A 23,671-nucleotide genomic window follows, 5' to 3' on the forward strand; every position below is an offset into this window, starting at 1 on the left:
TTTATAACAAAAAATAGTTTATAATAGAAGAAGGACTTAGAAAAAACGTAACTGTTTTTGGAGGTGAACTGTTGTGTTTTCACGTTTTACACTTCAACCATATGCATTAAAAGATGAATCAGATTTAAAGCAATTTGAAACGCTTTTAGAAAAACGTCCACAATATGAACTGACAGAGAATGAGATGAAATTTAGTTATATAGCATGTCGAATCCTTGGCGTTCCTAATGATGTAGATGAATATTTTAATGAACTGTTTGATTATAGTGAAGCGAAAGAAATCGAAGTTTTACACGAACAAAATTTAAACAAAGTGATTGATTCGGAAAAGCTTCGTCATATTCAAGAAGTGTTCGGATTACATCAAGAAGCACCAAATGGTCTGACAGTAAATAGGTTAGTTGCACACTTATCTGGGAAACAACTTTTACCGAAAGTAGACAATCCTGATTTACAGCATTACATACATACGACGTTTATTTCACTATTGAAATTATATGAGAAACAACATAATCAGTCGTTAAAGACAGAAGGCTTCCGTCGTTTCTTAATCGACATAATTAAACTAAGCGAAAATTATGTAGCGAAGTGGTTTTCTACGATTAATTATAAGAAACAGATGCCGCGTATCGTTTGGTATGGTGATGCACAGGAAAGCCGTATATATTTCTTATACTTTCTTATTATGCTCGGTTGTGATGTGCTTTATTATCACCCAGAAGGAAAAGATGGATTTGAGAATGTTGATGAAGAGGGAAGGACCTTTATTGTGTCTCATCCAGGCCGTATTTCTCTTGAACCATTTCCAGATCGCCGCCGCGAGCGTGTGGCAACAGTAGCGTATCAAGCTTCAAAAGAAATTGAGCAAGTACTTCACCACGATAATTCACTGCTGTACAAGCCGTGGCAATTCCGTTCCTATACGCCTGTAGCTCGTACACTAAAAACAACATATGATGAGCTCTTTTTAATTACGAAAGAAAAGGCGTTTGTACGCCCGACATTCTTTGTTGAAAATAAACATATTTATATCCCTTCTTTATTTGCGAAAATATCAGGCGTTTCAAAGAATGATAAAGAGTATTTTCAACGATTAAAGGCTGTTACATCATTTGATAACAGTATACTAGTTAATACATTCCCATTTACGAAAGAGCAAAAAGCAAACTTCCAATATCATTATCGAGATGCATTAGACCGTGGGGGGAAATTACATCCTGATCTAATTATGAATAGCCATTGGTGGCCGCATAAGCGTTTACCGGAAGGTTTACAACATGGGATTGCAGAAGCGATTATCCATACGTGTGAAAGTGAAATGTGCAAACCAATTGCGAAAGAGACAAAACAAGATGTAGCGCTATATGTTTTCGCGCAACTTTCTCAAATACCACCGAATATTTTAGAACAGCTTGAGAAATTTGATTATTCACAAGATGTGCCGAAAATTGTTATATTTAATAATGAGAAGAGTGGAGAGTTAACTCGTTCTGATGCTGTTTTATTACTATTTTTAAATCAAATTGGAGTAGATGTATTCCATTTCAATCCAACGGGAAGAAACGATATTGAACCGTATATTGAAGCGGGGGCATTTGATTCCCATTGGCTTGAAGAGGTTAATTTCGATCTTGAGTTTCATGGTTCATCAGCCTATAAAAATTTATCACAAACAATAAAAGGACTATTTCGTCCATTTTTATAAGGAAAGGGAGAATACCATATGAATAACCCAGTCGTACTAGATCCGAAAACAGAATTAAATGAGCAAACAGCACAAGATGTTCGCTTGCAACTTAGACAAGATGCGGATGTACAACGTATTTATAATGCGGTAGATATTAAAGATCAATTAGAATTAATTGAACTTGGAAAAGAACCTTCTATGGAAATTTCACGTTTTGCTGATCAAATTTTACATACAATGTCATTATCAAAGATAGAAGATTCTGGTGAATTATTAAAACAGCTTGGTAAAATTATGGACAGATTTGATAGCAAAGACTTTGCGGAAGAGAAAAGTGGTTTCTTCTCACGTATGTTCAAAAAAGCGGATAAAATGATTGAACAAATCTTTAGCAAGTATCAAACGATGGGCCGTGAAATTGATAAAGTGTATGTGGAAATTACGAAGTACCAAGATGAGATGAAAAAATCAATTGGTACGTTAGATGGCTTGTATGAGCAAAACTTAAAATATTATTTAGACTTAGAGAAGTACGTAGTAGCAGGAGAAATGCTATTAGAGCGTTTAAATACAGAATTAGTTCCGATGTATGAAGAGCGTGTGCGTAATAATGATCAATTAGCAGGTATTGAATTAGAGTCGCTTAAAAACTCGGTTGAAATTTTAGAGCAACGTATTGATGATTTAGAAAAAGCGCGTATGGTTGCACTACTTACAGCACCACAAATTCGTATGATTCAACGTGGTAATAATAAATTAATTGGTAAAATTAATACAGCATTTATTACAACGATTCCGATCTTTAAAAATGGTATCATTCAAGCGGTAAATGCGAAGCGTCAAAAGCTTGTTGCAGATTCTATGGCTGAACTGGATCGCCGTACAAATGAATTACTTAAGAAAAATGCACAAAATATCGCAACGCAAAGTGTAGAAGTAGCGAGATTATCAGGTTCTTCTAGTATTAAGATGGAAACACTTGAGGAAACTTGGAACATTATTTCAAGAGGTATGCAAGAAACACAACAAATTGAAGAACAAAACAAACGTGAGCGTGAAGAAAGCCGCAAGCGTATGGCTACATTAACTGAAAACATTAAAAAAGAATTACAAGGATAAAGTGAAACTTTAATCAGTGGGGTTTTGTTCATCCCCACCGATTATTAGCCTTCACCAATTGGACATTTATGGGCAGTTAATCTACCACCTAACTTCTTTGCTCAAACTGAATTTTGAGGTGGGAGTTTTACTGCACGGAAAATAGTAGGGTAAATGAAAAGGCAATGAGGAATAGTCCTCATTGCCTTTTAGTTTCTCTTCACTAATTTAATAATCTCATTCACAATAAGTGGAATGATACTTAATAAGAGAACAAATCCCCAATCTCGCATCGTTAATGCATGTACACCGAATATATTTGCAAGGGGCGGGATGGAGATGATACAAACTTGCATAAGAACACCGATAAGAAGGGAGAAGACTAAATATTTATTGGTAAAGATCCCAATTGAAAAAATTGATTTCGTTCTTGAACGCAAGTTAAATGAATGAACAAGCTGAGAAAAACTAAGAACGACAAATGCCATCGTTTGAGCGTGTAATAGAGCATCGTCATCAATTCGTTCTGGGAAAAGAGGGAATAAATTTGTATCTCCAGTATAGAATTTTGCTCCGGCGATAAAAGCTATTAGCGTTAACAGTCCAATGATAACCCCATTGAAAATCAGAAAAGGAATGCTACCACTAAATAAACTTTCTTTCGCATGTCGTGGTTTTTCCTTCATCACATCTGGATCTTCAGGATCAACCCCAAGTGATAATGCAGGAAGTGTATCTGTAATTAAATTCACCCACAAAATGTGAATAGGTCGTAGAGGTGTTGCCCAGCCAAGTAAAATGGCTAAAAATAAAGCGATAATTTCTCCGAAGTTACAAGAGAGTAGGAAGAGGATTGATTTTTTTATGTTACGATAAATATTTCTACCTTCCTCAACAGCCTTCACAATAGATGAGAAATTATCATCTGTTAACACGACATCTGCTGCCCCTTTTGCAACGTCTGTTCCTGTAATGCCCATCGCTACGCCAACATCCGCTTGCTTTAAAGATGGAGCGTCATTGACACCATCACCAGTCATAGAAACGATATTTCCCTTTGCACGCAATGCCTTTACAATTTTTACTTTATGTTCTGGAGAGACTCTGGCGAATACATTTAAATGATTAATTTTGCTTGCTAGCTCTGTATCTGAAATGTTATCTAATTCAGTTCCGATCATAATTTCAGATATTTCTTCAGCAATACCAAGTTCTTTGGCAATTGCAAAGGCGGTATCTTTATGGTCACCAGTAATCATAACTGTGCGAATACCGGCTTTTTTACATTCTTTAATTGAATCTTTCACTTCAGTTCGCGGTGGATCAATCATACCGACAAGACCAATAAAGATAAGGTTTTCTTCAAGATGATTTATATCCACATCGTTTGAATCGTATTGTTTAAATGCGAATGAAAGTACTCTTAAAGCTTCTTGAGACATTGATCCGGCAGCTTCTAATATTTGATTTTTATCAGAATCAGTTAAAATCTCGATTTTGCCGTTTTTAAAAATATGGGTACATCGAGGTAAGAGCTTATCAATAGCGCCTTTCGTCATGCTATAGTAGCTTCCATCGTATGTATGTACGGTTGACATCATTTTACGATCTGAATCGAAAGGTACTTCGTTAACACGTTCATGTATTTTTTCTAAATAATCTTTTTGCATGTTAAAAGTGGTTCCAGCAACGAGAAGTGCAATTTCAGTCGGGTCTCCCGTTTGTGATTCGTTATTGTAAGACGCATCATTACATAGCACCATATTTTCTAACAATAGACGTTGCGCATTATTATTTACATTTAAACTTTCTAAGCGATCGTATGTGTTATCACTATAAAAGTGAGTAACGGTCATTTTATTTTGCGTTAACGTACCTGTTTTATCTGAACAAATAATTGTGACAGAACCGAGGGCTTCAACAGCTGGTAGTTTCCGAATGATAACGTTTTGTTTAATCATACGTTGCACACCAATTGCAAGAACGATGGAAACGATAGCTGGCAAGCCTTCTGGAATAGCTGCAACGGCTAAACTAATAGCAGTCATAAACATTTCTAACGTATCCCGGCCTTGTAAAAAACCGATGAGGAACATAATGATACAAATAGCTACAGCGACAAAGCCTAAATATTTTCCGACTTGTGCTAAGCTTTTTTGAAGTGGTGTCATATCATCGTCTGCTTCATGTAAAAGGGTAGCAATCTTACCAATTTGTGAGTTCATTCCAGTTTCAACAGCAACACCGACGCCTCTTCCGTATGTTACAAGAGTAGACATAAAGGCCATGTTTTTTTGATCGCCGAGTGGTACTTGTTCATCGCTTTGCATGGAAGGGTGGTAGATTGCATCTTTATCAACAGGGACAGATTCACCAGTTAGAGCAGATTCTTCAACTTTTAAATTTGCGGTTTCAATAAGGCGTAAATCGCATGGGATATATCGTCCGGCATCGAGCATAACGATATCCCCTGGAACGACGTGTTCAGATGGAATTTCTTTTAGTTCACCATGTCTCTTGACGATAGCTTTAGGTGTTGCCATCTTTTTTAGTGCCTCTAAAGCTTGTTCTGCTTTAGATTCTTGGACAACACCGATAACAGCATTTAAAACTACAACAAGCGCGATAATACTGGCATCCGCCCATTCACCTACAAAGGCAGAAATAAGGGCAGCAATAATAAGGACATATACGAGGACGTCATTAATTTGGGCGAAAATACGCTGCCATAAAGTGCGTTTTTGTTTTGTAGCTAATTCATTAGAACCGTATTGCTTTAAACGTTCACTTACAATTTCATCTGTTAAACCGTGTTGTTCGTTTGTTTCTAGGTCAATTAATGTTTGATCTTTCGTCTTACTGTACCAATTGCTCATAAGTAAGCACCTCCAGTAAAAACAGTTAGCAATGGTAGTGTTGCTATTATTTGTGAGTAGTATGTATGGAGAAAAAATCTAAGATGAGGTTCTACTTCTATTGTACAATATTTTACAGTTGGTTGAGGGAAAGAGATGAGTTGTCATGAATTTGTTGGAAATAAAAAAGAGCCTCATATAAGAGAGGCTTTTTTACTTTTTAATTAATGTACCTAATTCTTCTGTAATAGCTTGCATTTCACTAATGCTGAATGTTTCACGTTTCATAACATGATCATAAATGTCACGTAAATCTTCGTACATTTCTTCGTTAAAACTAGCAGCTCTCATCGCTCCAGCATTAACCATACGTAATTTTTCTTTAATAGCTTCGACCATATATTCAACGTTTTCTTCTGACTTTACGGATAAATCCACCGAAGTGTCCCCCTTTAAAATAACATAAGGCTATCTTAACATTTTTTATCATTTTCGTTAATGAATCTTTTCAATCCCATTAAATTAGTAGGGATTTCCTTTATATTTAATAATTGGTTGTTTATACTATAAGTATATATTAAGAAATGCACCAAGAAGGGAAGAAACAAAAGTATGGTTCAAGTATTGTTTGTTTGTCTTGGGAACATTTGCCGTTCTCCGATGGCAGAAGCGATTTTTCGAAATCTTGTCGTAAAAGAGGGACTTGAAGAGAAAATTGTCATTGATTCTGCAGGAACTGGAGATTGGCATGTTGGCCATCCGCCACATAAAGGAACACAAAAAATTTTAAAAGAAAATGCAGTCACTTTTGAAGGAATTAAAGCAAGGCAAGTAGAAAAAGAAGACTTAACAAAGTTTGATTATATTATTGCCATGGACAACAAGAATATAGCAGATTTAAAAAGTTTAGGTAAAACTGGAGGCTATATTGGTAGGCTGTCCGACTTTGTTCCAGACGGTGGCTGGACAGACGTTCCTGACCCTTACTATACAGGGAATTTCCAAGAAGTATATGACCTTGTAACAGAAGGGTGTGCAAAGCTATTAGCTTTCATTCGAAATGAACAAGGAATATGAGGAAGCTTAGAAAGAAATACTTTCTAACATAAGAAATGAAAGGGTGAAGGAATATGGCAAAGAAAAATAATATTGCTCGAAACATTGCGATTGGTGTAGCGGCAGGTGTAGCTGTATCCATGTTAAAGAAAGAAAACCGTGAAAAAGTAAAAAATACAGCAGAAAAAGCAAAAACAAAGATGATTGAAATTGGTGAAAATGCAAAGATCAAAGAAAAAGTGCAAACTGTTACAGATAAAGGACGCGAACTTGCTGATTTCAATGTGGTAAAAGCGAAAGTAGCAGAAATTAAAAAATTAACGCCATCTGTTGTAGAGACGTTAAAAGAAACGAAAGAAATTTTTAGTAAGAAAAAAGTTGAGCCAGAAGAAAAGCCAGAAACGATTGAAATTCAAGCTGTATCTCCAAAGGTAGATGAGCTGAAAGCAGAAGAAGAGCCAGTAGTTGCTGAAGATGGTGGTATGAAAGAAGCGCGTGAATTATTTATGAAAGACTCAAATGCAGTGGAAAAAAAAACTGAAGCGTACATTGAGTTAAAGCAAGATAAAGAAGAGAAGAAAAGCGTTTAAACATATATGAGAAAAATTTTAGAAAAGGTGAGAAGAAATCGTACTTATTCGTTTGGTAAAGATTTATATGACCGGACGATGCGCGATGATGTAGCGGGCTTGGCAGCACAGCTCGCTTATTTCTTCTTGCTTGCAATTTTTCCTGGGCTCGTTTTCTTAATTACGCTTCTTGGATTTATTCCCATTCAAACAGAGGATGTGCTTAGTTTATTAGAGGTTTATGTACCAGATGATGCAATGAACTTAATTGAGGTAAATGTAGATAAAGTTGTAAACCAGCAAAATGGTGGTTTATTATCATTTGGTTTATTATCCATGTTATGGTTTGCCTCAAATGGTGTTAATGCGGTTATGAATGCTTTTAACCGCGCTTATGACGTGAAGGAAACACGTTCTTTTATTACAACAAGAGCGTTATCAATTGTGTTTACATTAGCTATTATTTTTATGATTGTCTTTGCGTTAATTGTTCCGGTATTCGGACAAGTTATTGGAGCAGCAGTGTTTAAAGCACTCGGTTTATCAGATAGTTTTTCTTTCGTGTGGAGCATTACACGATTAGTAGCGAGTTTCTTCGTGCTATTTGCTTTGTTTAGTTTCTTATATACATTTGCCCCAGATCGAAAGTTAAAAAGAAGAGAAGTTATTTCAGGGGCGTTATTTGCTACTGTAGGATGGATTGTGGTATCGTACTCATTTGCTTATTATGTAGATAAGTTTGCGAATTACGCCAATACATATGGTGGTCTCGGTGGTATCATTATTTTAATGTTATGGTTTTACTTAACTGGATGGGTAATTTTACTTGGCGGTGAAATTAATGGTTTACTCCACCATTATAGAACCGGTGACAATAATTCCCGTAATGAATAATGAGCTCTTGTTCCATAATAAAAAGGAACAGGGGGGATATTTCATGAGTAATAATAAAAAGAACCATAATAATAAAAGTAATAATAAACAAAAGAGCAGTTCGCATCCAAAGCATAAAACGAGTAGCAGTGCGAACGGTCATAATAGCTATCATTAAAAAAAACGGGTCCTCTATGAGGGACCCGTTTTATTTGCTGCCTTTTAATAATCGTAAGCCATTCAAAATGACAAGAATCGTACTTCCTTCATGGCCAATAACACCGAATGGAAGAGCTAAAAATTGCAAGAAGTTTGAACAAATTAGCATGGCAATAACGGCTAGCGAAAAGATTACGTTTTGCTTCACAATACGGTTCATTCGTTTTGATAAACGAATTGCTTGGGAAAGACGAGATAGTTCGTTCTTCATCAGTACAACATCCGCAGTTTCTAAAGCTACATCTGTTCCTTCTCCCATTGCGACACCAATGCTAGCAGTAGCTAGTGCAGGTGCATCATTTATACCGTCTCCGACCATTGCTACTGTACCGTATTTTTCTTTTAACTTTTTAATCGTTTCAACTTTTGTTTCTGGTAAACATGATGCGTAATATTCCTTTATATTACTTTCAGAGGCAATTGCTTTTGCCGTTTCTTCATTATCTCCAGTAATCATAATTGCTTCGACACCAATGCTTTGTAATTCACGAATAGCAGCTATTGTTTCTTGGCGAAGCGTATCTTTTAAAGCGATAAGTCCAAGAATGCCTCCCTCATCACTAATATAAACGACAGTTTTACCTTCCTTTTCAAGTGAGGCAGAAATACCATTATGAAATGTTTTTGTTTCTTCACCGATAAAATCAGCTTTACCTATTTTATAAGCGTTGTTTTCGAATATTCCTTTTAGCCCAAAACCAGTTACATCTTCAACCTTTTCAGGTTTTTTTAATGTAATGTCGTACGCATGTTGTGCATATTTAACAATAGATGCAGCCAAAGGATGTGTAGAGTGACTTTCAATGGATGCTGTAATAGAAAGTACTTCTTTTTCTGTCATATTTTCTCGAACATATACATCTGTTACGGTAGGTTTTCCTTCTGTTAATGTTCCTGTTTTATCAAAGGCGATTGCTTTTACTGAAGCGAGGCGTTCTAAATGTATGCCACCTTTAAAGAGAATTCCATTTCTTGCTCCATTAGAAATTGCAGATAACGTTGCTGGTGTAATGGCAGCAACGAGTGCACAAGGAGATGCGACTACAAGTAAGATCATAGCGCGATAAAACGTTTCATTCCAGCTCCAGTCAAGTAAGAAATGAGGAACGAACATCATAAGCGCAACAACGAGTAGTACACCTTTTACGTATGTTCCTTCAAACTTTTCGATGAATAGTTGTGATGGTGATTTTTCACTTTGTGCACTTTGGACGAGACGGATAATTTTTTGGAATAATGTTTGATCGCTTGGCTTCGTAATTTTAACTTCGATAGCACCACGTAAATTTACAGTACCTGCAAATACTTCATCGCCATGTCTTTTCTCATTTGGAATAGGTTCTCCCGTGATTGCTGCTTCATCAATATTTGTTTCACCGTTATGAATCGTACCGTCAGCGGGAACACGTTCACCTGGTTTAATTAAAATAATGTCGTTAATTTGTAACTCTCCAACAGGAACACGTTCCTCCGTTCCGTTGGAAATGCGTAATGCTTCTTCGGGTTGTAAGTCAAGAAGAGCGGAAATTTCTTTTTGGCTCTTACTTAATGTATAAGATTCCATAGCACCGCTGAGCGCAAAGATAAAGATTAAGATAGCCCCTTCTGCCCAGTAGCCAATAATTGCAGCACCAATAGCTGCAAAGAGCATTAGCATTTCAACATTTAGCTCTTTTTCTTCAATCGTATCTTCAATGCCTTCTTTCGCTTTTGCATATCCACCAACTATATAAGCAAGGATATAGCAAGTAATACCTACATTCATTACATCGTTCTTTGTGAATAACCAGCCAACTAAAATAAAAATACCAGATGCTACTGCAAATACAAGTTCATAATGTTTTTTTAATGTGTCCCATAAAGAGGGATGAGAAATTGTTTCTTTTGACTGTAACGTTTTTACTTCTGAGTTCATTACTACCCGCTCCTTCCGCATTCTTATTGAGAAAAATAATCAAAATCGAAACCCCTATAAAACGACGAAAGCTGCCATCCATAATGGATAGCAGCATTTCTGTTGAATCTGTTTTTAATAGTTCTTATGTTGTAATTATTCTATAGTATATCATATGTTTTTATGAGATGGTACGGTTTTGTTTCAAGTATAAACGGAAAACTTGTGTTTTCGCAACTCCTCTGGTATATATGAATATTGTTCATAAAAAGATCGGAAAGGAAGACAACAAGTGAAGACAGAGAAAATTTTTACCCATCCGATTGGCGTATTTATTGCTGCAATAGTAGCAACTTTTTTATGGGGAAGCGCATTTCCTTTTATTAAATTAAGTTATGTTGAACTTGGAATTCAACCACAAGAAGTTGGAGAGCAAATATTATTTGCCGGTTATCGTTTCTTTTTATCTGGAGTCATGCTCTTATTATTCTTTAAAGTGTTAGGAAAAGATATGAGCTTCAAAAAAGGAACAGGGAAACAGTTAATACAAATTGGTTTATTCCAAACGTTTCTTCAATATATCTGTTTTTACATTGGAATGAGTTATAGTTCAGGAATTGAAGGAGCTATCATTTCAGGAACATCATCATTCTTTCAAATTTTACTCGCCCATTTTTTATATAAAGATGATGCTCTCAATATGAGAAAATTAATTGGGGTATCTATTGGTTTTTGTGGCGTCATTTTAGTAAATGTGCCGAGTGATGGTAGCTTATCATTTCATTTTGGGATTGGAAGCTTATTACTTCTTAGTGCAGCAATGCTGTATTCATATGGAAACATATTAGCAAAAGAAGGTAGTAAAACATTAGATGTTGGCTATATGACAGCATACCAAATGATTTTTGGTTCTATAGGATTATTATGTATAGGGGCTTTACAAGTTGGATTCATGCCATTTACATTTAGTCTACATGCACTACTTATGCTAATTTATTTATCTTTCTTATCTGCAGCTGGTTTTTGCATTTGGAATACAATTATGAAGTATAACAAGGTTGGAAAAGTATCTATGTATATGTTCTTTATACCCGTATTTGGTGTGTTATTATCGAGCATGATTTTAGGTGAAGCAATTCATTCATTTGTGCTACTCGGTTTAGCATGTGTAGCCGCGGGAATCATTGTGGTAAATAGGACACCAGCTAAGCAAAAAATGGAGCAAGAAAAACAAGTAGCATAGAGAGCAGAAAAGCGATTACAATGGAAGAACAGTACTGTTCTTCTTTTTTCATAGAAAAAGGATAATAGACTAAGTGTAACGAAAAAAGATACAAAAAGCATTTATTGAGGAGAAAATATTATGAATCTACTTTACGTGGTGTTAATTGGGCAAATATTTCTTTTTTTTATTGGTGCAATTTATGCAATGGGGCAGACAAAAAGAACGAAAGATAATATGCCGTTACCTTTAGCAATTCGTCTTATTCTTAGTTTTTCTTTAACAGGTAGTGCAATTTGCATATGGTTACAAGATCCATCTGTAGAGTATAGTACGTGGGTTGCACTTGGTATGACTTTATCGACTGTGGGAGATTTGTTTATGGCTGGGCTGATTCCAATTGGTCATCGATTAATTGGAGGGATGGTTACTTTCGCTCTTGCTCATTGTTTTTATGTAAAAGCATTTTTGCAAACAGGAATTTCATGGAATGGTTTTTGGATTGGCTTACTCGTATATGGGCTCTTTCTAATTGTAGGATGGTTCTTCTTTATCCGAAATGATAAACAGGATAAGTTGTTTACGATAGGAGCTCTAATTTACGGATTGTGGGTTGGAGGAATGGCTTGCTTTGCATTCGCCTTATATTATGAAAATACAGGGATATGGTGGATACCAGCGTTTGGTGGCTTACTGTTTGTAATTTCTGATTTCATTATTGGCGTGACAGATATCGGAGGACGTAAATTGAAGTATGAGCCACTTTGGATTTGGCTTACATATGTAGCTGCTCAAATGTGTATTGTATATGTGGGATTATAAAAAGATACTCTCAAAAATAGTGGATAGACTATTTTGAGAGTATCTTTTTTGCTTGTTAATTTGATCAGTATTTTTATTTTTAAATTTCTAATATTATAATTTTATAATTCAGAATTTTGTAGAAAATCACCGGTCGTATTATTTATAATAAAAGTAAAAAGATGATGAGTTGGTGAAATGATGCAAAAGAAAAAACGTTGGCGTGAATTCTTTGGAACTATTGCAATTGCATGTTTATTGGTGTTTTTGGCGAAAATTTTTGTGTTTTTTCCGACGACTGTAAAAGGAGCATCTATGAGGCCAACGTTGCAAGATGGAGATAGGGTGATTGTTAATAAGTTAGCAAAACAATTTGAAAGCTATGGGAGAGAAGATATTATTGTTGTGAAAACAGATAATTTTTATGTCAAAAGAGTGATTGGATTGCCTGGAGATATAATTGAGATGAGAAATGATCAATTATATGTAAATTCTGAAGTGAAAGATGAAGAGTATTTGGATAGTAATAAAAAACAAGCAGAAAAAAAACTTATGAATTTAACAGAGGACTTTGGACCGATTACAGTTCCTAAAAATAAGATTTTTGTTATGGGAGATAATCGCTTAATAAGTAAAGATAGTAGAAATGGTTTAGGTTTTATTGATAGAGAAGATGTGTTAGGAAAGTTAGCAGGCATTTATTATCCGTTTGAACATATGAAAATAATAAAGTAAAAAAAACCAAGCAAATTTTAGTTTGCTTGGTTTTTTTGTTAAACAGTAGGAGATTCGTTTGATACAGAGATATCTTCATGTTTCTTTGTAGTACTTAAAACAAATTTATGTTGTAGTAATTGTAGTTTAAATAACGCCAAAGGATCATGATATGTTTCTGGATTGCTTCTTAGCGTCGCTAATGTTTGCTCGTCTTCCTGTATCTCAAGTTGAGCTGCATCTACATTTTGTTTCAATATATTAAGTGGATCTTTGAAGAACATCATGATATCACGTTCTAATGCACCTTCAAATACTTCAAATTGAAGGAAGAATTGTTTGGAAATTGTGTGAGCAATTTCTGTATAGTCTTCTGTTTCAATATATTGTTTATATTTGTTGGCGAGCATAGATTGGTTTTTTTGCATATTACCAAATAATTTTCCGGCACTTTTTAAGAAAAACTGTGTCGGTGTAAAGCGTAATAAAATATTGATGTTCGTTACTGTAATTCGATTTGTCATTCGTGCAACATCTCGATTCCAATCATCTAATAATTTGAAATCGCAAGGAAGTTTCATACGTTCTTCTTTATATAATTTATTAAACGTTTCACTCATTTCATCTAAATAAGCTTGAGCTTGAATAAATTCATTATGTGCTGTTTCAATCCATTCTTGAATAGACCCAGTAAATTTAGGAAGAAGTACCTGTTGTACATGCTTTTGAACACGTTCATTCATTGCAGCATTTAATTCTTCATGAACTAGTTTGAAATCACTATCTTCTTGAACAAGATCAGAGCAACTCTGTAATAATTCAGGAATTTGAGAATGTATATCTCGTGTAATTTCTTCTTTCGTTAAAAGATAGGATTCGGTAATAGAGCGAATTTTATCTTTTTCAAGAGCAGTAAGGTTATTAATAAATCCAGTAAGTTTCACTGAGATGTGTTTATTCCAGCGTACGGATTTTACTAATGTATTTTCTAATTCCACACGTTCATTTATGAGATAAGCAATTGTCTTTTGTGTAAACCATATTAGCTTTTCTATACGTTCTTTTTCTATATCGCGTTTTGCAAGATTAGAGAGAATAGATTCTGTTACATCTCCAAGTTGCTGGCTACTCTCTTGCGAAGGAGAGTATGGGAAGAATTGTGCATCTGGAAAATGTACTTTAAGTTTACTAATTAGTTTTTCATTAGTAGTCGTATTATTTGTGTGTAATACGAAGTGAATTTGTAAGTTTGGTACTTGTTCACGTAAATAAATTAATGTATCAATTTCTTTACTATGCAATGGTGAAGAAGAATTTAATACGTAAACAAGACTATCTGCTGCTTGTAAGTATTCAAAGTATGCATTGTTTTTATCCAATTGCTCTTGAATGGATGGTGTAAGAAGAAATGTAAACTTATTTTTTCTTAAAAACCTACTTGGTAGCTTAATTTCTATACATTTTTTCTCAAGTTCTGACTGAGCAGATGTAGCCGTTATTTGATGGAATTCATCAAGGTTAGGGATATTTCGTATATCTAACTCGGTAAATTCTGTTATTTCAGTTTGACTAGCGTCTTTAAATAGAATAGGAGTTGTTAAAGTTTCAGTTAAGATGTTCTCTCCCAATATTGAATTAACAAATGATGTTTTATCATGGTCACTAGTTCCAGCTATTAGTAGTGGTGTGACATTTAAATCACATAGTTCATGGACTAGTAGCGTAAATTGATGACTTAAATCTACATCATTTTTCTCAGCCCATACAGCGATTGTTTCGAATAAATGAGAAACTGTTTCCATATTTACATCTGCTTCAGCTGATGTATTAGAAAGTAAGGATCCAGCACTTTTTACGAGTAATGATTCTAAAGTTGTAGGTGAGACTTCATTCCATGCTAACACTGCTGCAGAGACAACTAGAGAATCTTTTGCTTTCGTTAAACTAAACCAATTTGTTAATAAATTTGGTACAAGTCCGTTTAATTCATGCATAAAATGATTTCCGGTAATTAATGCAAAGTATGTTTCTTGATAGCGAGTAGAAATTTCATTCCAATCGTCATTATTGTCTGTTTCAATATGCAAGAATAAATGATTAATACTTTGAATCCAAGGAAGGTATAAGGATTCATGTTGATAGCTATTCCAAAGAGCAATAACAAGCTCTTTAAATTGAGCTTGATCAACAGCATATAGAGCTTTTAAAGACTCATAGAAATATTCAGGCTTAATATTTTTTGTAAATCCTTTGTTTATGTAATTTATTAACGTATCAAACCAGTGTAAAGATTGTGTTCGAATACCTTCTTGAACAGCTAGTTCGATAGCGTTGTTCCAATCTTCTTGTTTTTCATAGAAAGAACGTGCAATTGCAGTAATATTTGGATAATCCGGTTGGAATGCAACAGCTTCACTAATCGTCTTAAAAGCGAGTCCTAAACGATCTTGTTCGATATAAAGAGAAAGAAGTTGTAAGGAAACCTCCATCGTAAGAGTTGTATCTTCCGTTTGAATAGATTGATAAATTTCTTCTGCCTTTGGTAAGAATCCTAGTTCAAAATAAGCATCTGCAATATTTTTTGTCGCCCAAAGTGCAAGAGCATTATTTACTTTTTCCCATTTAAATATAGCTGCTTCAAAATCTTTATTTTGATAATAAAATTCACCTTGAGCAAATCGAATATTAGAAATGTTGGAGAATTCATTTTTAGATTCATTTATATATGCTTCACCGAGTACTTCCGATGCAGGAGTAGAAGTTTCTTCTGTTAAAAATGTTTTATAGTAAACTTTTTGAATAAATTGATTTTCAATGGTCATGTTCGTTCCCCCCTGTATAATTTAGAAAAATGATGTCGTATGTAAAAGGGTGTATGTTCTTTTAATAGGTAGAAGTTGCATTATATAGACCAAACTATGTTTTTGCTAGATATATCATTTTTCTTGAGAGTTAAACCGTTGCGAAAAGTAACTTTCCTTTATTGTAACAAAAAAACACGCATATGAATTTTTATTTTTTATCGGGTTATTTGCGGGCAGTAAGAATCTAATCTCAAAATTGTTGAATGTAAGTAAGTTATGTGGGAGTCGGGATGTCTGTAGAAGCAAGATTGGCATAGGTTAATAATTAGTAGAGGATGAACAAAACTCCCACTGATTAAAGTTTCACTTTATCTCTGTTAAAGGAAAGAATAGAAGTAGAGTTCATTATAAAAACAATGTATAGTGAATATGTATACCATGTTTGCCTTAAAGATAGAAAGGGTACAATGTGGAATAACGATCGTGCATAGGATGTGTCTTCCGAATGGAACAACATATTGGCGAGTTAATCGCGCATTATGGCTATTTTGGAATTGTTATAGCTTTGGCTGGTGGTATTGTCGGATTACCGATACCAGACGAGTTTTTATTGACCTTTGTTGGTTATAATGTTTCAAAAGGAGTTATGTCAGGAACTGCTGCTTTTTTAAGTGGGATGGCTGGTGCGATGTTAGGGATCACGTTAAGCTACATATTAGGTTTAAAACTTGGGCTCCCTGTTTTAAAGAAATATGGGCCGAAAATTAGAATTAAAGAACATCACATTGAAAAAACACATATTTTATTTGAAAAATATGGGCCATTTCTTTTAATGATTGGTTATTTTATACCGGGAGTACGTCATTTAACGGCATATTTTGCTGGGGTATCAAATTTGACACTTTGGCGTTTTTGTTTGTACGCTTACGGTGGTGCGCTCATTTGGATAAGTGTTTTTATTGGGCTTGGCTGGAAGTTAGGCGAGAAGTGGCGCTTCGTTGAGTATAGTTTACATCATTATGGAATATGGATTTTATTAATTTCAGCAGTTGTTACATGTGTTGTATGGTTGTACATAAAGAAAAAGAAAAACCGCTAATAGCGGTTTTTTTAGCTGAAAGCAATAAATAATACACCAGCTGTAATAAAGACTACACCAACACCGGTCATAAAGTTTAACTTTTCACCGAGGATAATCATAGCGAGAATGATAGAAAATACGACGCTTAATTTATCGACAGGAGCTACTTGTGAAACCTTTCCTGTTTTGAGGGCAAGAAAATAAAATAGCCATGACGAAGCACCTGCAACCCCACTTAATGTGATAAATAGCAGTGCTTTTTTATTTAGCAGTACGTCGCCGATATTTTGAAATTTACCTTGTATGATAATAACGCCTATCATAAATAATGCCATAATAATAGATCGAATTGTTGTTGCAACGTTTGCATCGATGCCGTCTAAACCAAACTTTCCAAAAATAGATACAAGGGCAGCAGCAATTGCTGATAATAGTGCAAATAAGAGCCACGAACTCATAGTAAAATTCCTCCAATCTTACAGTATTATACATGAAAATGATTCTCATGTATAAAGTTGAAGCAATTGAGCTTTATAGAAAGCGCGACTTCAACTTAACTTCTTGCTCCACCTGAATTTTAAGGTGGGAGTTTTACTGCCTGTAAATAGTGGGCTAAATAACGAAATAATCCCCACCTTATATTTTTAATAAGGTGGGGATTATTATACTACTCTGCAATTTCCTCATATAAAAAGTACGTTACATTATAAATATGTTCTACTTCATCGTCTGTCATAAACAGTAATTCGTCACGCTCAATCCCTTTTTTCTTTTCAATAAACTCAATCATATTTTTGCGTTCTTCTCTCTTCATCAATTTTATTTCTCCTCTCATTCTGTTTTAATACAGTTTATTTAAGTTACTGCTATTATATAACAGGATCTTTAGAAAGTTCCACCTATTTTATTATTTTTTTTTAAAGAACTTTTCGACAAAACAAGCCCACCTAAGGGGGGGCTTGTTTTATTTTATAGTCGTAAAAACTCAGGCTCCGTCGTACCCGCACCATCAATGTAATAAATTGTGTCGGGATTGATTTTGATCAATACGTAATTAGGATCTTCAGGACCGAGTAACCAACGTTTTAAGCTATTATTCCAAAACTTGTTTTTTAATGTTGAGTCTTCCTCGATTGAAGCTAACCCTTCAACTTCAATATAATCTTCATCTAATTTTTTTCCTTCTCGTCCGAGTAGTACATGGACATTAGGATTTTGTTCAATATCTGTTATCTTTTTTGATTGTCGATCTGTTGCAACATATAGTACAAAATCTTCATGGAAAAACATCATAAAGGCGCTATGAGGTTTCTCATTTCGTACTGTAGATAATACACCAGTACGTTGACCTTGAATAATAGTTGCGATTTTTTCTTTTAAGTGCATAATTTTAACCCCTTTTCACAATTTATAATTCTGTCTGTTTAAACAAGATAATTTAAATATCTTTCATACTGTTTTCTTCAATCCGATTTTTTAAACGTAATTGTGATGAAATCGGACAAGTTAGGAGAAGAATAATAATAATATTGAGGAGAAATACATACGATGGAAGGATGAAAAGCATGTTTAATAAAATATTTCTTATAGTAGCGCTTATAGGTGTACCACTATCTGTACTTGGAAAAACACTTCATTGGCCAGAAACAATTATGTTCGCTGTGTATTGTATTACGATTATCGCATTAGCTGGTTTTATGGGGAGAGCAACAGAGAGTCTAGCAATTGTTTCTGGTCCTAGAATAGGCGGATTATTAAATGCTACTTTCGGTAATGCTGTTGAACTTATCATTTCAATTTTTGCACTTCAAGCAGGGTTAATTGAAGTGGTGTTAGCTTCTTTAACCGGTTCTGTACTTGGAAATTTATTATTGGTAGGAGGGTTATCTTTCTTTGTTGGAGGTCTTAAATACAAAAGACAAAGTTTTAATGTATATGATGCAAGGCATAATTCAGCTTTATTAATATTTGCTGTTGTTGTGGCCTTTGTTATTCCAGAGATCTTTTCAATGAAGATGGACGCTGGCAAGACGTATCAATTAAGTATAGGTGTTTCTATTATTATGATTATCATGTACCTTGCTGCATTACTATTTAAGTTAGTTACGCACCGTGGTGTATATCAACATAAAAGTGACGAAGTAGCGCATGAAGAAGAGCCAGAGTGGTCAAAAGGGAAGGCGCTCCTTATTTTAGCGATAGCAACACTGGCAGTAGCTTATGTGTCAGAGGCACTCGTACATACTTTTGAAACTGTTGCAAAGTCATTTGGTTGGTCAGAGTTATTTATAGGGGTTATTATCGTTGCAATTGTTGGGAATGCAGCGGAACATGCGTCTGCAATTATTATGGCTTATAAAAATAAAGTAAATATTGCAGTCGAAATTGCAATAGGCTCTACATTACAAATCGCCATGTTTGTTGCTCCTGTATTAGTATTGCTATCTATGTTCTTCGCGCAAAGGATGCCTTTAGTATTTACCATACCAGAACTTGTGTCTATGATTACAGCCGTTTTCTTAACGATTGCGATTTCCAATGATGGAGATACAAACTGGTTTGAAGGTGGCACTTTACTAGCGGCGTATGTCATTATGGGAATTGGTTTTTATTTATTATGAAAAATAGGCATAACAATTGCGCTCAGAGAAAACAATAAACGAAGTAGTATATATACCTACATAGGAAGGAGCCAGACAGGTGAAACGAGTATACAGCATATGTCTTTCAACTATGGTCTCGTTTATTTTATTATTTCCTAACATGAGTTTTGCAAAGACAACAGTAGGAACAAAAATGCCTTCATCTGTTTTAAATATTTCAAAAGACAATACATTTCCAAATGATGCGCAAGATTTGCCACGTTTACAACCAAGTAAATTTGCTCAAGAGCTATTGAAAACGGCTAATATTAAAATTGAAAATCCAGACTTAATTCGGATGTTTAATGAAACGACAATTTCAAATGCTCCCCTTGCAGTAGGGTATCGGGCAAAAATTTATTTAGGTCAATGGGCTTTACATTATGAATCAGTAGACACATCGATTAATTGGGAATATAAACAAGTGAATCGAAATGTGTATGATAATCGCGGAGGAGACCGTTTGTATCCACTTCGCTATAAGCAAGAAACACAAAAGACGGTTGAAGGCGATTTAACAGCAGATATGAAAGATGCTGCAGATGTGAAAAAAATGATGCTTCTCAAAGCGCTTGAAAAAGTACAATTGCCCCTTTCGTTTAAAACAACTATTGGTTATGGTACTGGACATGAGCGTGTGTATAATATTAGTCCGAGTCAACTCGGATATTTATACGCTTATACACCAGCAGTAAATGAAAAGGGAAAAGTAACATTTGGAGAAGTGTATCTTGTATTAAAGGGAAATCAAAAAAGACTTGTTGTGAAAAATATTACTTCTCAAGGAATTGGAGCGGCGATTCCAATTCATGATTATTTATTTTTTAAATTCATTTCTTCTTCCCACTCGCAATAACATGAAAAAACGTCAGCTTATAAGCTGACGTTTTTTTATAATGTAATGTTTGCTGTTTTTGATAAGAAATCTTCTGTCGGATAGTAGCTGTTTTTTACAAGAACATTTGGTCCAAGACATTTTACTGCAGGACAGTGACAGCTTAATGATTTTGCTGTTTTTGAAGCGCTCCATTTTTCATACGCTTCTTGTAATGTGTTTGTTTGTATGTTTCCTAGAAGTGGAACATCACCAAAATCAGTAACGATAATATTGCCATCAAAAATATTTACATTTAAGCGTGAACGACCATCTGGATCGTTACGAACAGTTACATTTTTGCTCTCTTGTAACTTTTTAAATGTGGCAATGTCTCGCTCGTCATCGCTACAAGCATAGAAAGGTAAAGTTCCAAATAACATCCATACATTTTCATCGCGAATTTCTAGTAAATGCTCAATCGCATCACGAATTTCAGTTTTTGTTAAAATCTCTAGATTACTCGCGAAGTCACTTGGATACATTGGATGAACTTCATGACGTTTACAGCCCATCTCTTCGACGATTTGGCGGTGAATATGTTCAATATGTGGTAGAGTTCTTTTGTTTAACATTGTTTCGGCAGATACAAGTACACCTGCATCTGATAGAGCCTTACTATTTGTAATCATTCTTTCGAATAATTTTGCACGTTGTTCGTAAGTAGGCTTACGCTCCATCATTGCAAATCCGCCTTCAACGAAGTCATCAATTGTTCCCCAGTTATGAGAGATATGCAATACGTCTAAATAAGGAATAATCTGTTCGTAACGTGCTAAATCTATAGTTAAGTTAGAGTTGATTTGAGTGCGAACGCCTCGTTCATGGGCATATTTTAAGAGTGGTGTTACATAGTTGTCGACGGATTTTTTTGAAAGCATAGGTTCTCCGCCAGTAATACTTAAAGAACGTAAATGAGGAATCTCATCTAATCGTTTTAATAAAAGATCCATCGGAAGCGGATTTGGGTCTTTCGGCTGTAACGTGTAACCAACAGCGCAATGCTCACAGCGCATATTGCATAACGTCGTCGTTGTAAATTCAACATTTGTTAATAGTAGTTTGCCGTACTCTTCAAGGTCCATATACGCTTCCCATGGATCGTAAGAAGGAGTAATCGGCTTCATTTTTTGTGATATCGTCATATGAAATACTCCTTTGACTATTGAAATAACAATTTGTCCATTCTCTATAATAGAAGAATATGTGCTTTTTATAAAGTGAAACTTTTTAGCATGAAAAGAGAGAGGGCTTACATTATAGTGGATGACTGTGAAAAAATTGATGAAATTTCATGCCCATAGCAATCGTTTTTGCGGTATAATAAAAGCAACTCGAATTAAAAGGAGAGTGCCTTCATGGGAAAAGCAATTCAAGATAAAGATACACAATTAGTATATTTAAAAGAACGTTTAAATATGTTCATTGAAGTAATTGATACAATTGAACCCGAAGAAGTAGAATTAGAAGATGTAGATCGTCTTCTTGCAATGTTAGATGAATTAGAATTAAAATGTGAGCAATTTAAAAAAGACGAATAATATATTAAAAAGGCTACCAATTCCAATTTGGTAGCCTTTTTCTGTTCGGGTAATAGAAGGACGATAGAAAAAGAGGTATAATCAAGTTGTGAAAAATTTCATTTATGCTCTAATAGCGTGAAATAAATAGCTAAAGAGCATAACAATTGAATTTTCAGCTCATAACGTTTTGGTAGCGTTCACAATTGAGGGGGAAGTAACAATGGAAAAGCTTCAAGAAAGCATGTATCAACTAATTGTTGAAACGTCAACGAACTTACCGAAAGATGTTCGTCGTGCGATTCAACAAGCGAAAGAGCGAGAAAATGCAGGGACTCGTTCTGCGATGGCACTTGGCACAATTACAAATAATATTAAAATGGCTGATGATAACATCTCGCCGATTTGCCAAGATACAGGGATGCCAACGTTTAAAATTTATACACCAGTTGGTGTGAATCAATTAAAGTTGAAGGAAGCTATCTATAATGCGCTTGAGCGGGCGACAAAAGATGGTAAACTTCGTCCCAATTCTGTTGATTCTCTTTTTGGAGATAATAGTGGAAATAATTTAGGACCAGGTACGCCGGTGATTAAGTTTGAACAATGGGAAAAAGATTATATTGATGCACGTTTAATCCTAAAAGGTGGTGGCTGTGAGAATAAAAATATTCAATATAGCTTACCGTGTGAACTAGAAGGACTTGGACGAGCTGGCCGTGATTTAGAAGGGATTCGTAAATGCCTTCTTCATGCAGTATATCAAGCACAAGGGCAAGGATGTAGCGCTGGTGTAATTGGTGTTGGTATCGGGGGAGACCGCACATCAGGTTATGAATTAGCAAAAAATCAATTATTCCGTACATTAGATGATGTCAATCCAGTACCAGAGTTACAACATCTTGAAGAGTACGTATTAGAAAATGCGAACAAGCTTGGCATTGGTACGATGGGATTTGGCGGAGAAACAACTTTACTTGGTTGTAAAATTGGCGTCTATAATCGTTTGCCAGCTAGTTTCTATGTATCTGTTGCGTATAATTGCTGGGCATATCGTCGCCTTGGTGTGAAAATCCATCCTGAAACAGGAGACATTATGGATTGGCTATATCAAGAAGGGGAAGATACACTTCAGCATGAAGTACAAGAAAAAACAGAGCAACGTGAGATTGTATTAGAAGCACCAATTACAGAAGAGCAAATTCGTGAACTTCGCGTTGGTGATGTTGTAACAATTAATGGCATGATGTATACAGGTCGTGACGCAATCCATAAGCATTTAATGGATAATGATTGTCCAGTAGATTTAAATGGACAAATTATTTACCACTGTGGTCCAGTTGTTGTGAAAGATGACAATGACAATTGGCAAATTAAAGCGGCAGGTCCAACGACAAGTATTCGTGAAGAACCGTACCAAGGCGATATTATGAAGAAATTCGGTATTCGCGCTGTCATTGGAAAAGGCGGTATGGGTGCGAAAACATTAGCGGCTTTAGAAGAACATGGCGGTGTATATTTAAACGCAATCGGTGGTGCAGCGCAATATTATGCTAAATGTATTAAAGAAGTGAAAGATGTTGATTTCTTACAATTTGGTATTCCAGAAGCAATGTGGCATTTACGTATCGACGGTTTTAAAGCAGTTGTAACGATGGACTCTCATGGTAATAGCTTACATGCAGATGTTGATAAAACATCACTTGAAAAATTAGCTAGCTTTAAAGAGCCAGTATTTAAGTAAATAAAAAATGCATCTCGA

The 23,671-nt window shown here is 35.1% G+C and carries 21 protein-coding genes; 13 read left to right on the plus strand and 8 right to left on the minus strand.

The genetic code is table 11. The annotated features are described in order from the left end of the window. The first annotated feature begins 73 nt into the window (after positions 1-73). A complete protein-coding gene (locus N2V80_RS02305; protein ID WP_061655988.1) occupies positions 74-1,705 on the plus strand; it encodes a YceG family protein in 1,632 nt (543 codons plus the stop codon). An 18-nt stretch (positions 1,706-1,723) separates the two neighbouring features. Beyond that, entirely contained in the window at positions 1,724-2,806 is a 1,083-nt protein-coding gene (locus tag N2V80_RS02310; protein ID WP_001064409.1) for a toxic anion resistance protein, read from the plus strand. Between the two features lie 188 nt (positions 2,807-2,994). Here the strand turns inward: N2V80_RS02310 and N2V80_RS02315 are convergent, their stop codons facing one another. Continuing rightward, complete coding sequence (locus N2V80_RS02315) at positions 2,995-5,661, minus strand: cation-translocating P-type ATPase (protein WP_061655989.1); 2,667 nt, start codon at positions 5,659-5,661, stop codon at positions 2,995-2,997. Positions 5,662-5,853: 192 nt separating this feature from the next. After that, complete coding sequence (locus tag N2V80_RS02320; RefSeq protein WP_000366196.1) at positions 5,854-6,078, minus strand: DUF1128 domain-containing protein; 225 nt, start codon at positions 6,076-6,078, stop codon at positions 5,854-5,856. Positions 6,079-6,252: 174 nt separating this feature from the next. On the opposite strand from N2V80_RS02320, the gene N2V80_RS02325 reads away from it, so the two are divergent. From N2V80_RS02325 to N2V80_RS02335, 3 genes are read left to right on the plus strand one after another with little or no spacing between them, the layout of a single operon-like run. Further along, positions 6,253-6,717 (plus strand): low molecular weight protein-tyrosine-phosphatase, encoded by a 465-nt coding sequence (locus tag N2V80_RS02325; RefSeq protein WP_000250916.1) that lies wholly within the window; start codon positions 6,253-6,255, stop codon positions 6,715-6,717. 53 nt (positions 6,718-6,770) lie between these two features. After that, positions 6,771-7,286: a DUF4075 domain-containing protein gene (locus N2V80_RS02330; RefSeq protein WP_001085388.1), complete on the plus strand. Its 516-nt coding sequence runs from the start codon at positions 6,771-6,773 to the stop codon at positions 7,284-7,286. A gap of 6 nt (positions 7,287-7,292) precedes the next feature. Beyond that, positions 7,293-8,159 carry a YihY/virulence factor BrkB family protein gene (locus N2V80_RS02335; RefSeq protein WP_001226536.1) on the plus strand — a complete coding sequence of 289 codons (867 nt, stop codon included), beginning with the start codon at positions 7,293-7,295 and terminating at the stop codon, positions 8,157-8,159. 187 nt (positions 8,160-8,346) lie between these two features. Here the strand turns inward: N2V80_RS02335 and N2V80_RS02340 are convergent, their stop codons facing one another. Continuing rightward, positions 8,347-10,272: a heavy metal translocating P-type ATPase gene (locus N2V80_RS02340; RefSeq protein ID WP_001083773.1), complete on the minus strand. Its 1,926-nt coding sequence runs from the start codon at positions 10,270-10,272 to the stop codon at positions 8,347-8,349. Positions 10,273-10,543: 271 nt separating this feature from the next. Here N2V80_RS02340 and N2V80_RS02345 point away from each other — a divergent pair, with 271 nt between their 5' ends. The 3 genes from N2V80_RS02345 (at position 10,544) to lepB (ending at position 13,009) form a co-directional block, all read left to right on the plus strand. Beyond that, complete coding sequence (locus N2V80_RS02345) at positions 10,544-11,494, plus strand: DMT family transporter (RefSeq protein ID WP_061655990.1); 951 nt, start codon at positions 10,544-10,546, stop codon at positions 11,492-11,494. A gap of 120 nt (positions 11,495-11,614) precedes the next feature. After that, positions 11,615-12,295 carry a lysoplasmalogenase gene (locus tag N2V80_RS02350; RefSeq protein ID WP_001051071.1) on the plus strand — a complete coding sequence of 227 codons (681 nt, stop codon included), beginning with the start codon at positions 11,615-11,617 and terminating at the stop codon, positions 12,293-12,295. A 177-nt stretch (positions 12,296-12,472) separates the two neighbouring features. Next, on the plus strand, positions 12,473-13,009 hold the full coding sequence (lepB, locus tag N2V80_RS02355) for a signal peptidase I (RefSeq protein ID WP_053512346.1): 537 nt from the start codon (positions 12,473-12,475) through the stop codon (positions 13,007-13,009). Between the two features lie 38 nt (positions 13,010-13,047). Here lepB and N2V80_RS02360 read toward each other — a convergent pair whose 3' ends face one another. After that, entirely contained in the window at positions 13,048-15,810 is a 2,763-nt protein-coding gene (locus N2V80_RS02360) for a tetratricopeptide repeat protein (RefSeq protein ID WP_061655991.1), read from the minus strand. Positions 15,811-16,297: 487 nt separating this feature from the next. Between N2V80_RS02360 and N2V80_RS02365 the strand changes: the two genes are divergently transcribed. Beyond that, positions 16,298-16,891: a DedA family protein gene (locus tag N2V80_RS02365; protein ID WP_000434878.1), complete on the plus strand. Its 594-nt coding sequence runs from the start codon at positions 16,298-16,300 to the stop codon at positions 16,889-16,891. A gap of 11 nt (positions 16,892-16,902) precedes the next feature. Here the strand turns inward: N2V80_RS02365 and N2V80_RS02370 are convergent, their stop codons facing one another. The 3 genes from N2V80_RS02370 to N2V80_RS02380 all read right to left on the minus strand — a co-directional run bounded on the left by N2V80_RS02370 (position 16,903) and on the right by N2V80_RS02380 (position 18,259). Continuing rightward, positions 16,903-17,331 carry an EamA family transporter gene (locus tag N2V80_RS02370; protein ID WP_000100296.1) on the minus strand — a complete coding sequence of 143 codons (429 nt, stop codon included), beginning with the start codon at positions 17,329-17,331 and terminating at the stop codon, positions 16,903-16,905. Between the two features lie 209 nt (positions 17,332-17,540). Beyond that, complete coding sequence (locus tag N2V80_RS02375; protein ID WP_000817786.1) at positions 17,541-17,687, minus strand: BH0509 family protein; 147 nt, start codon at positions 17,685-17,687, stop codon at positions 17,541-17,543. 155 nt (positions 17,688-17,842) lie between these two features. Continuing rightward, on the minus strand, positions 17,843-18,259 hold the full coding sequence (locus N2V80_RS02380) for a pyridoxamine 5'-phosphate oxidase family protein (RefSeq protein WP_000550220.1): 417 nt from the start codon (positions 18,257-18,259) through the stop codon (positions 17,843-17,845). A gap of 179 nt (positions 18,260-18,438) precedes the next feature. Here N2V80_RS02380 and cax point away from each other — a divergent pair, with 179 nt between their 5' ends. Then, the gene (gene cax, locus N2V80_RS02385) at positions 18,439-19,494 is read left to right on the plus strand and encodes a calcium/proton exchanger (protein ID WP_000482133.1); all 1,056 of its coding nucleotides are present in this window, start codon (positions 18,439-18,441) and stop codon (positions 19,492-19,494) included. A 79-nt stretch (positions 19,495-19,573) separates the two neighbouring features. Beyond that, positions 19,574-20,371 carry a YfkD famly protein gene (locus N2V80_RS02390; protein ID WP_002098868.1) on the plus strand — a complete coding sequence of 266 codons (798 nt, stop codon included), beginning with the start codon at positions 19,574-19,576 and terminating at the stop codon, positions 20,369-20,371. 35 nt (positions 20,372-20,406) lie between these two features. On the opposite strand, the gene yfkAB is transcribed toward N2V80_RS02390, so the two are convergent. After that, positions 20,407-21,534, minus strand: a complete 1,128-nt coding sequence (gene yfkAB, locus N2V80_RS02395; protein WP_061655992.1) for a radical SAM/CxCxxxxC motif protein YfkAB — start codon at positions 21,532-21,534, stop codon at positions 20,407-20,409. Positions 21,535-21,747: 213 nt separating this feature from the next. On the opposite strand from yfkAB, the gene N2V80_RS02400 reads away from it, so the two are divergent. Further along, the gene (locus tag N2V80_RS02400; RefSeq protein WP_000513558.1) at positions 21,748-21,930 is read left to right on the plus strand and encodes an SE1561 family protein; all 183 of its coding nucleotides are present in this window, start codon (positions 21,748-21,750) and stop codon (positions 21,928-21,930) included. A gap of 202 nt (positions 21,931-22,132) precedes the next feature. Then, positions 22,133-23,653, plus strand: a complete 1,521-nt coding sequence (gene fumA / locus N2V80_RS02405; RefSeq protein WP_061655993.1) for a class I fumarate hydratase — start codon at positions 22,133-22,135, stop codon at positions 23,651-23,653. Positions 23,654-23,671: the final 18 nt, after the last annotated feature.

The sequence above is a fragment of the Bacillus sp. FSL W8-0640 genome (genome assembly GCF_038007725.1).
Classification (GTDB): Bacteria; Bacillota; Bacilli; order Bacillales; family Bacillaceae_G; genus Bacillus_A; species Bacillus_A cereus.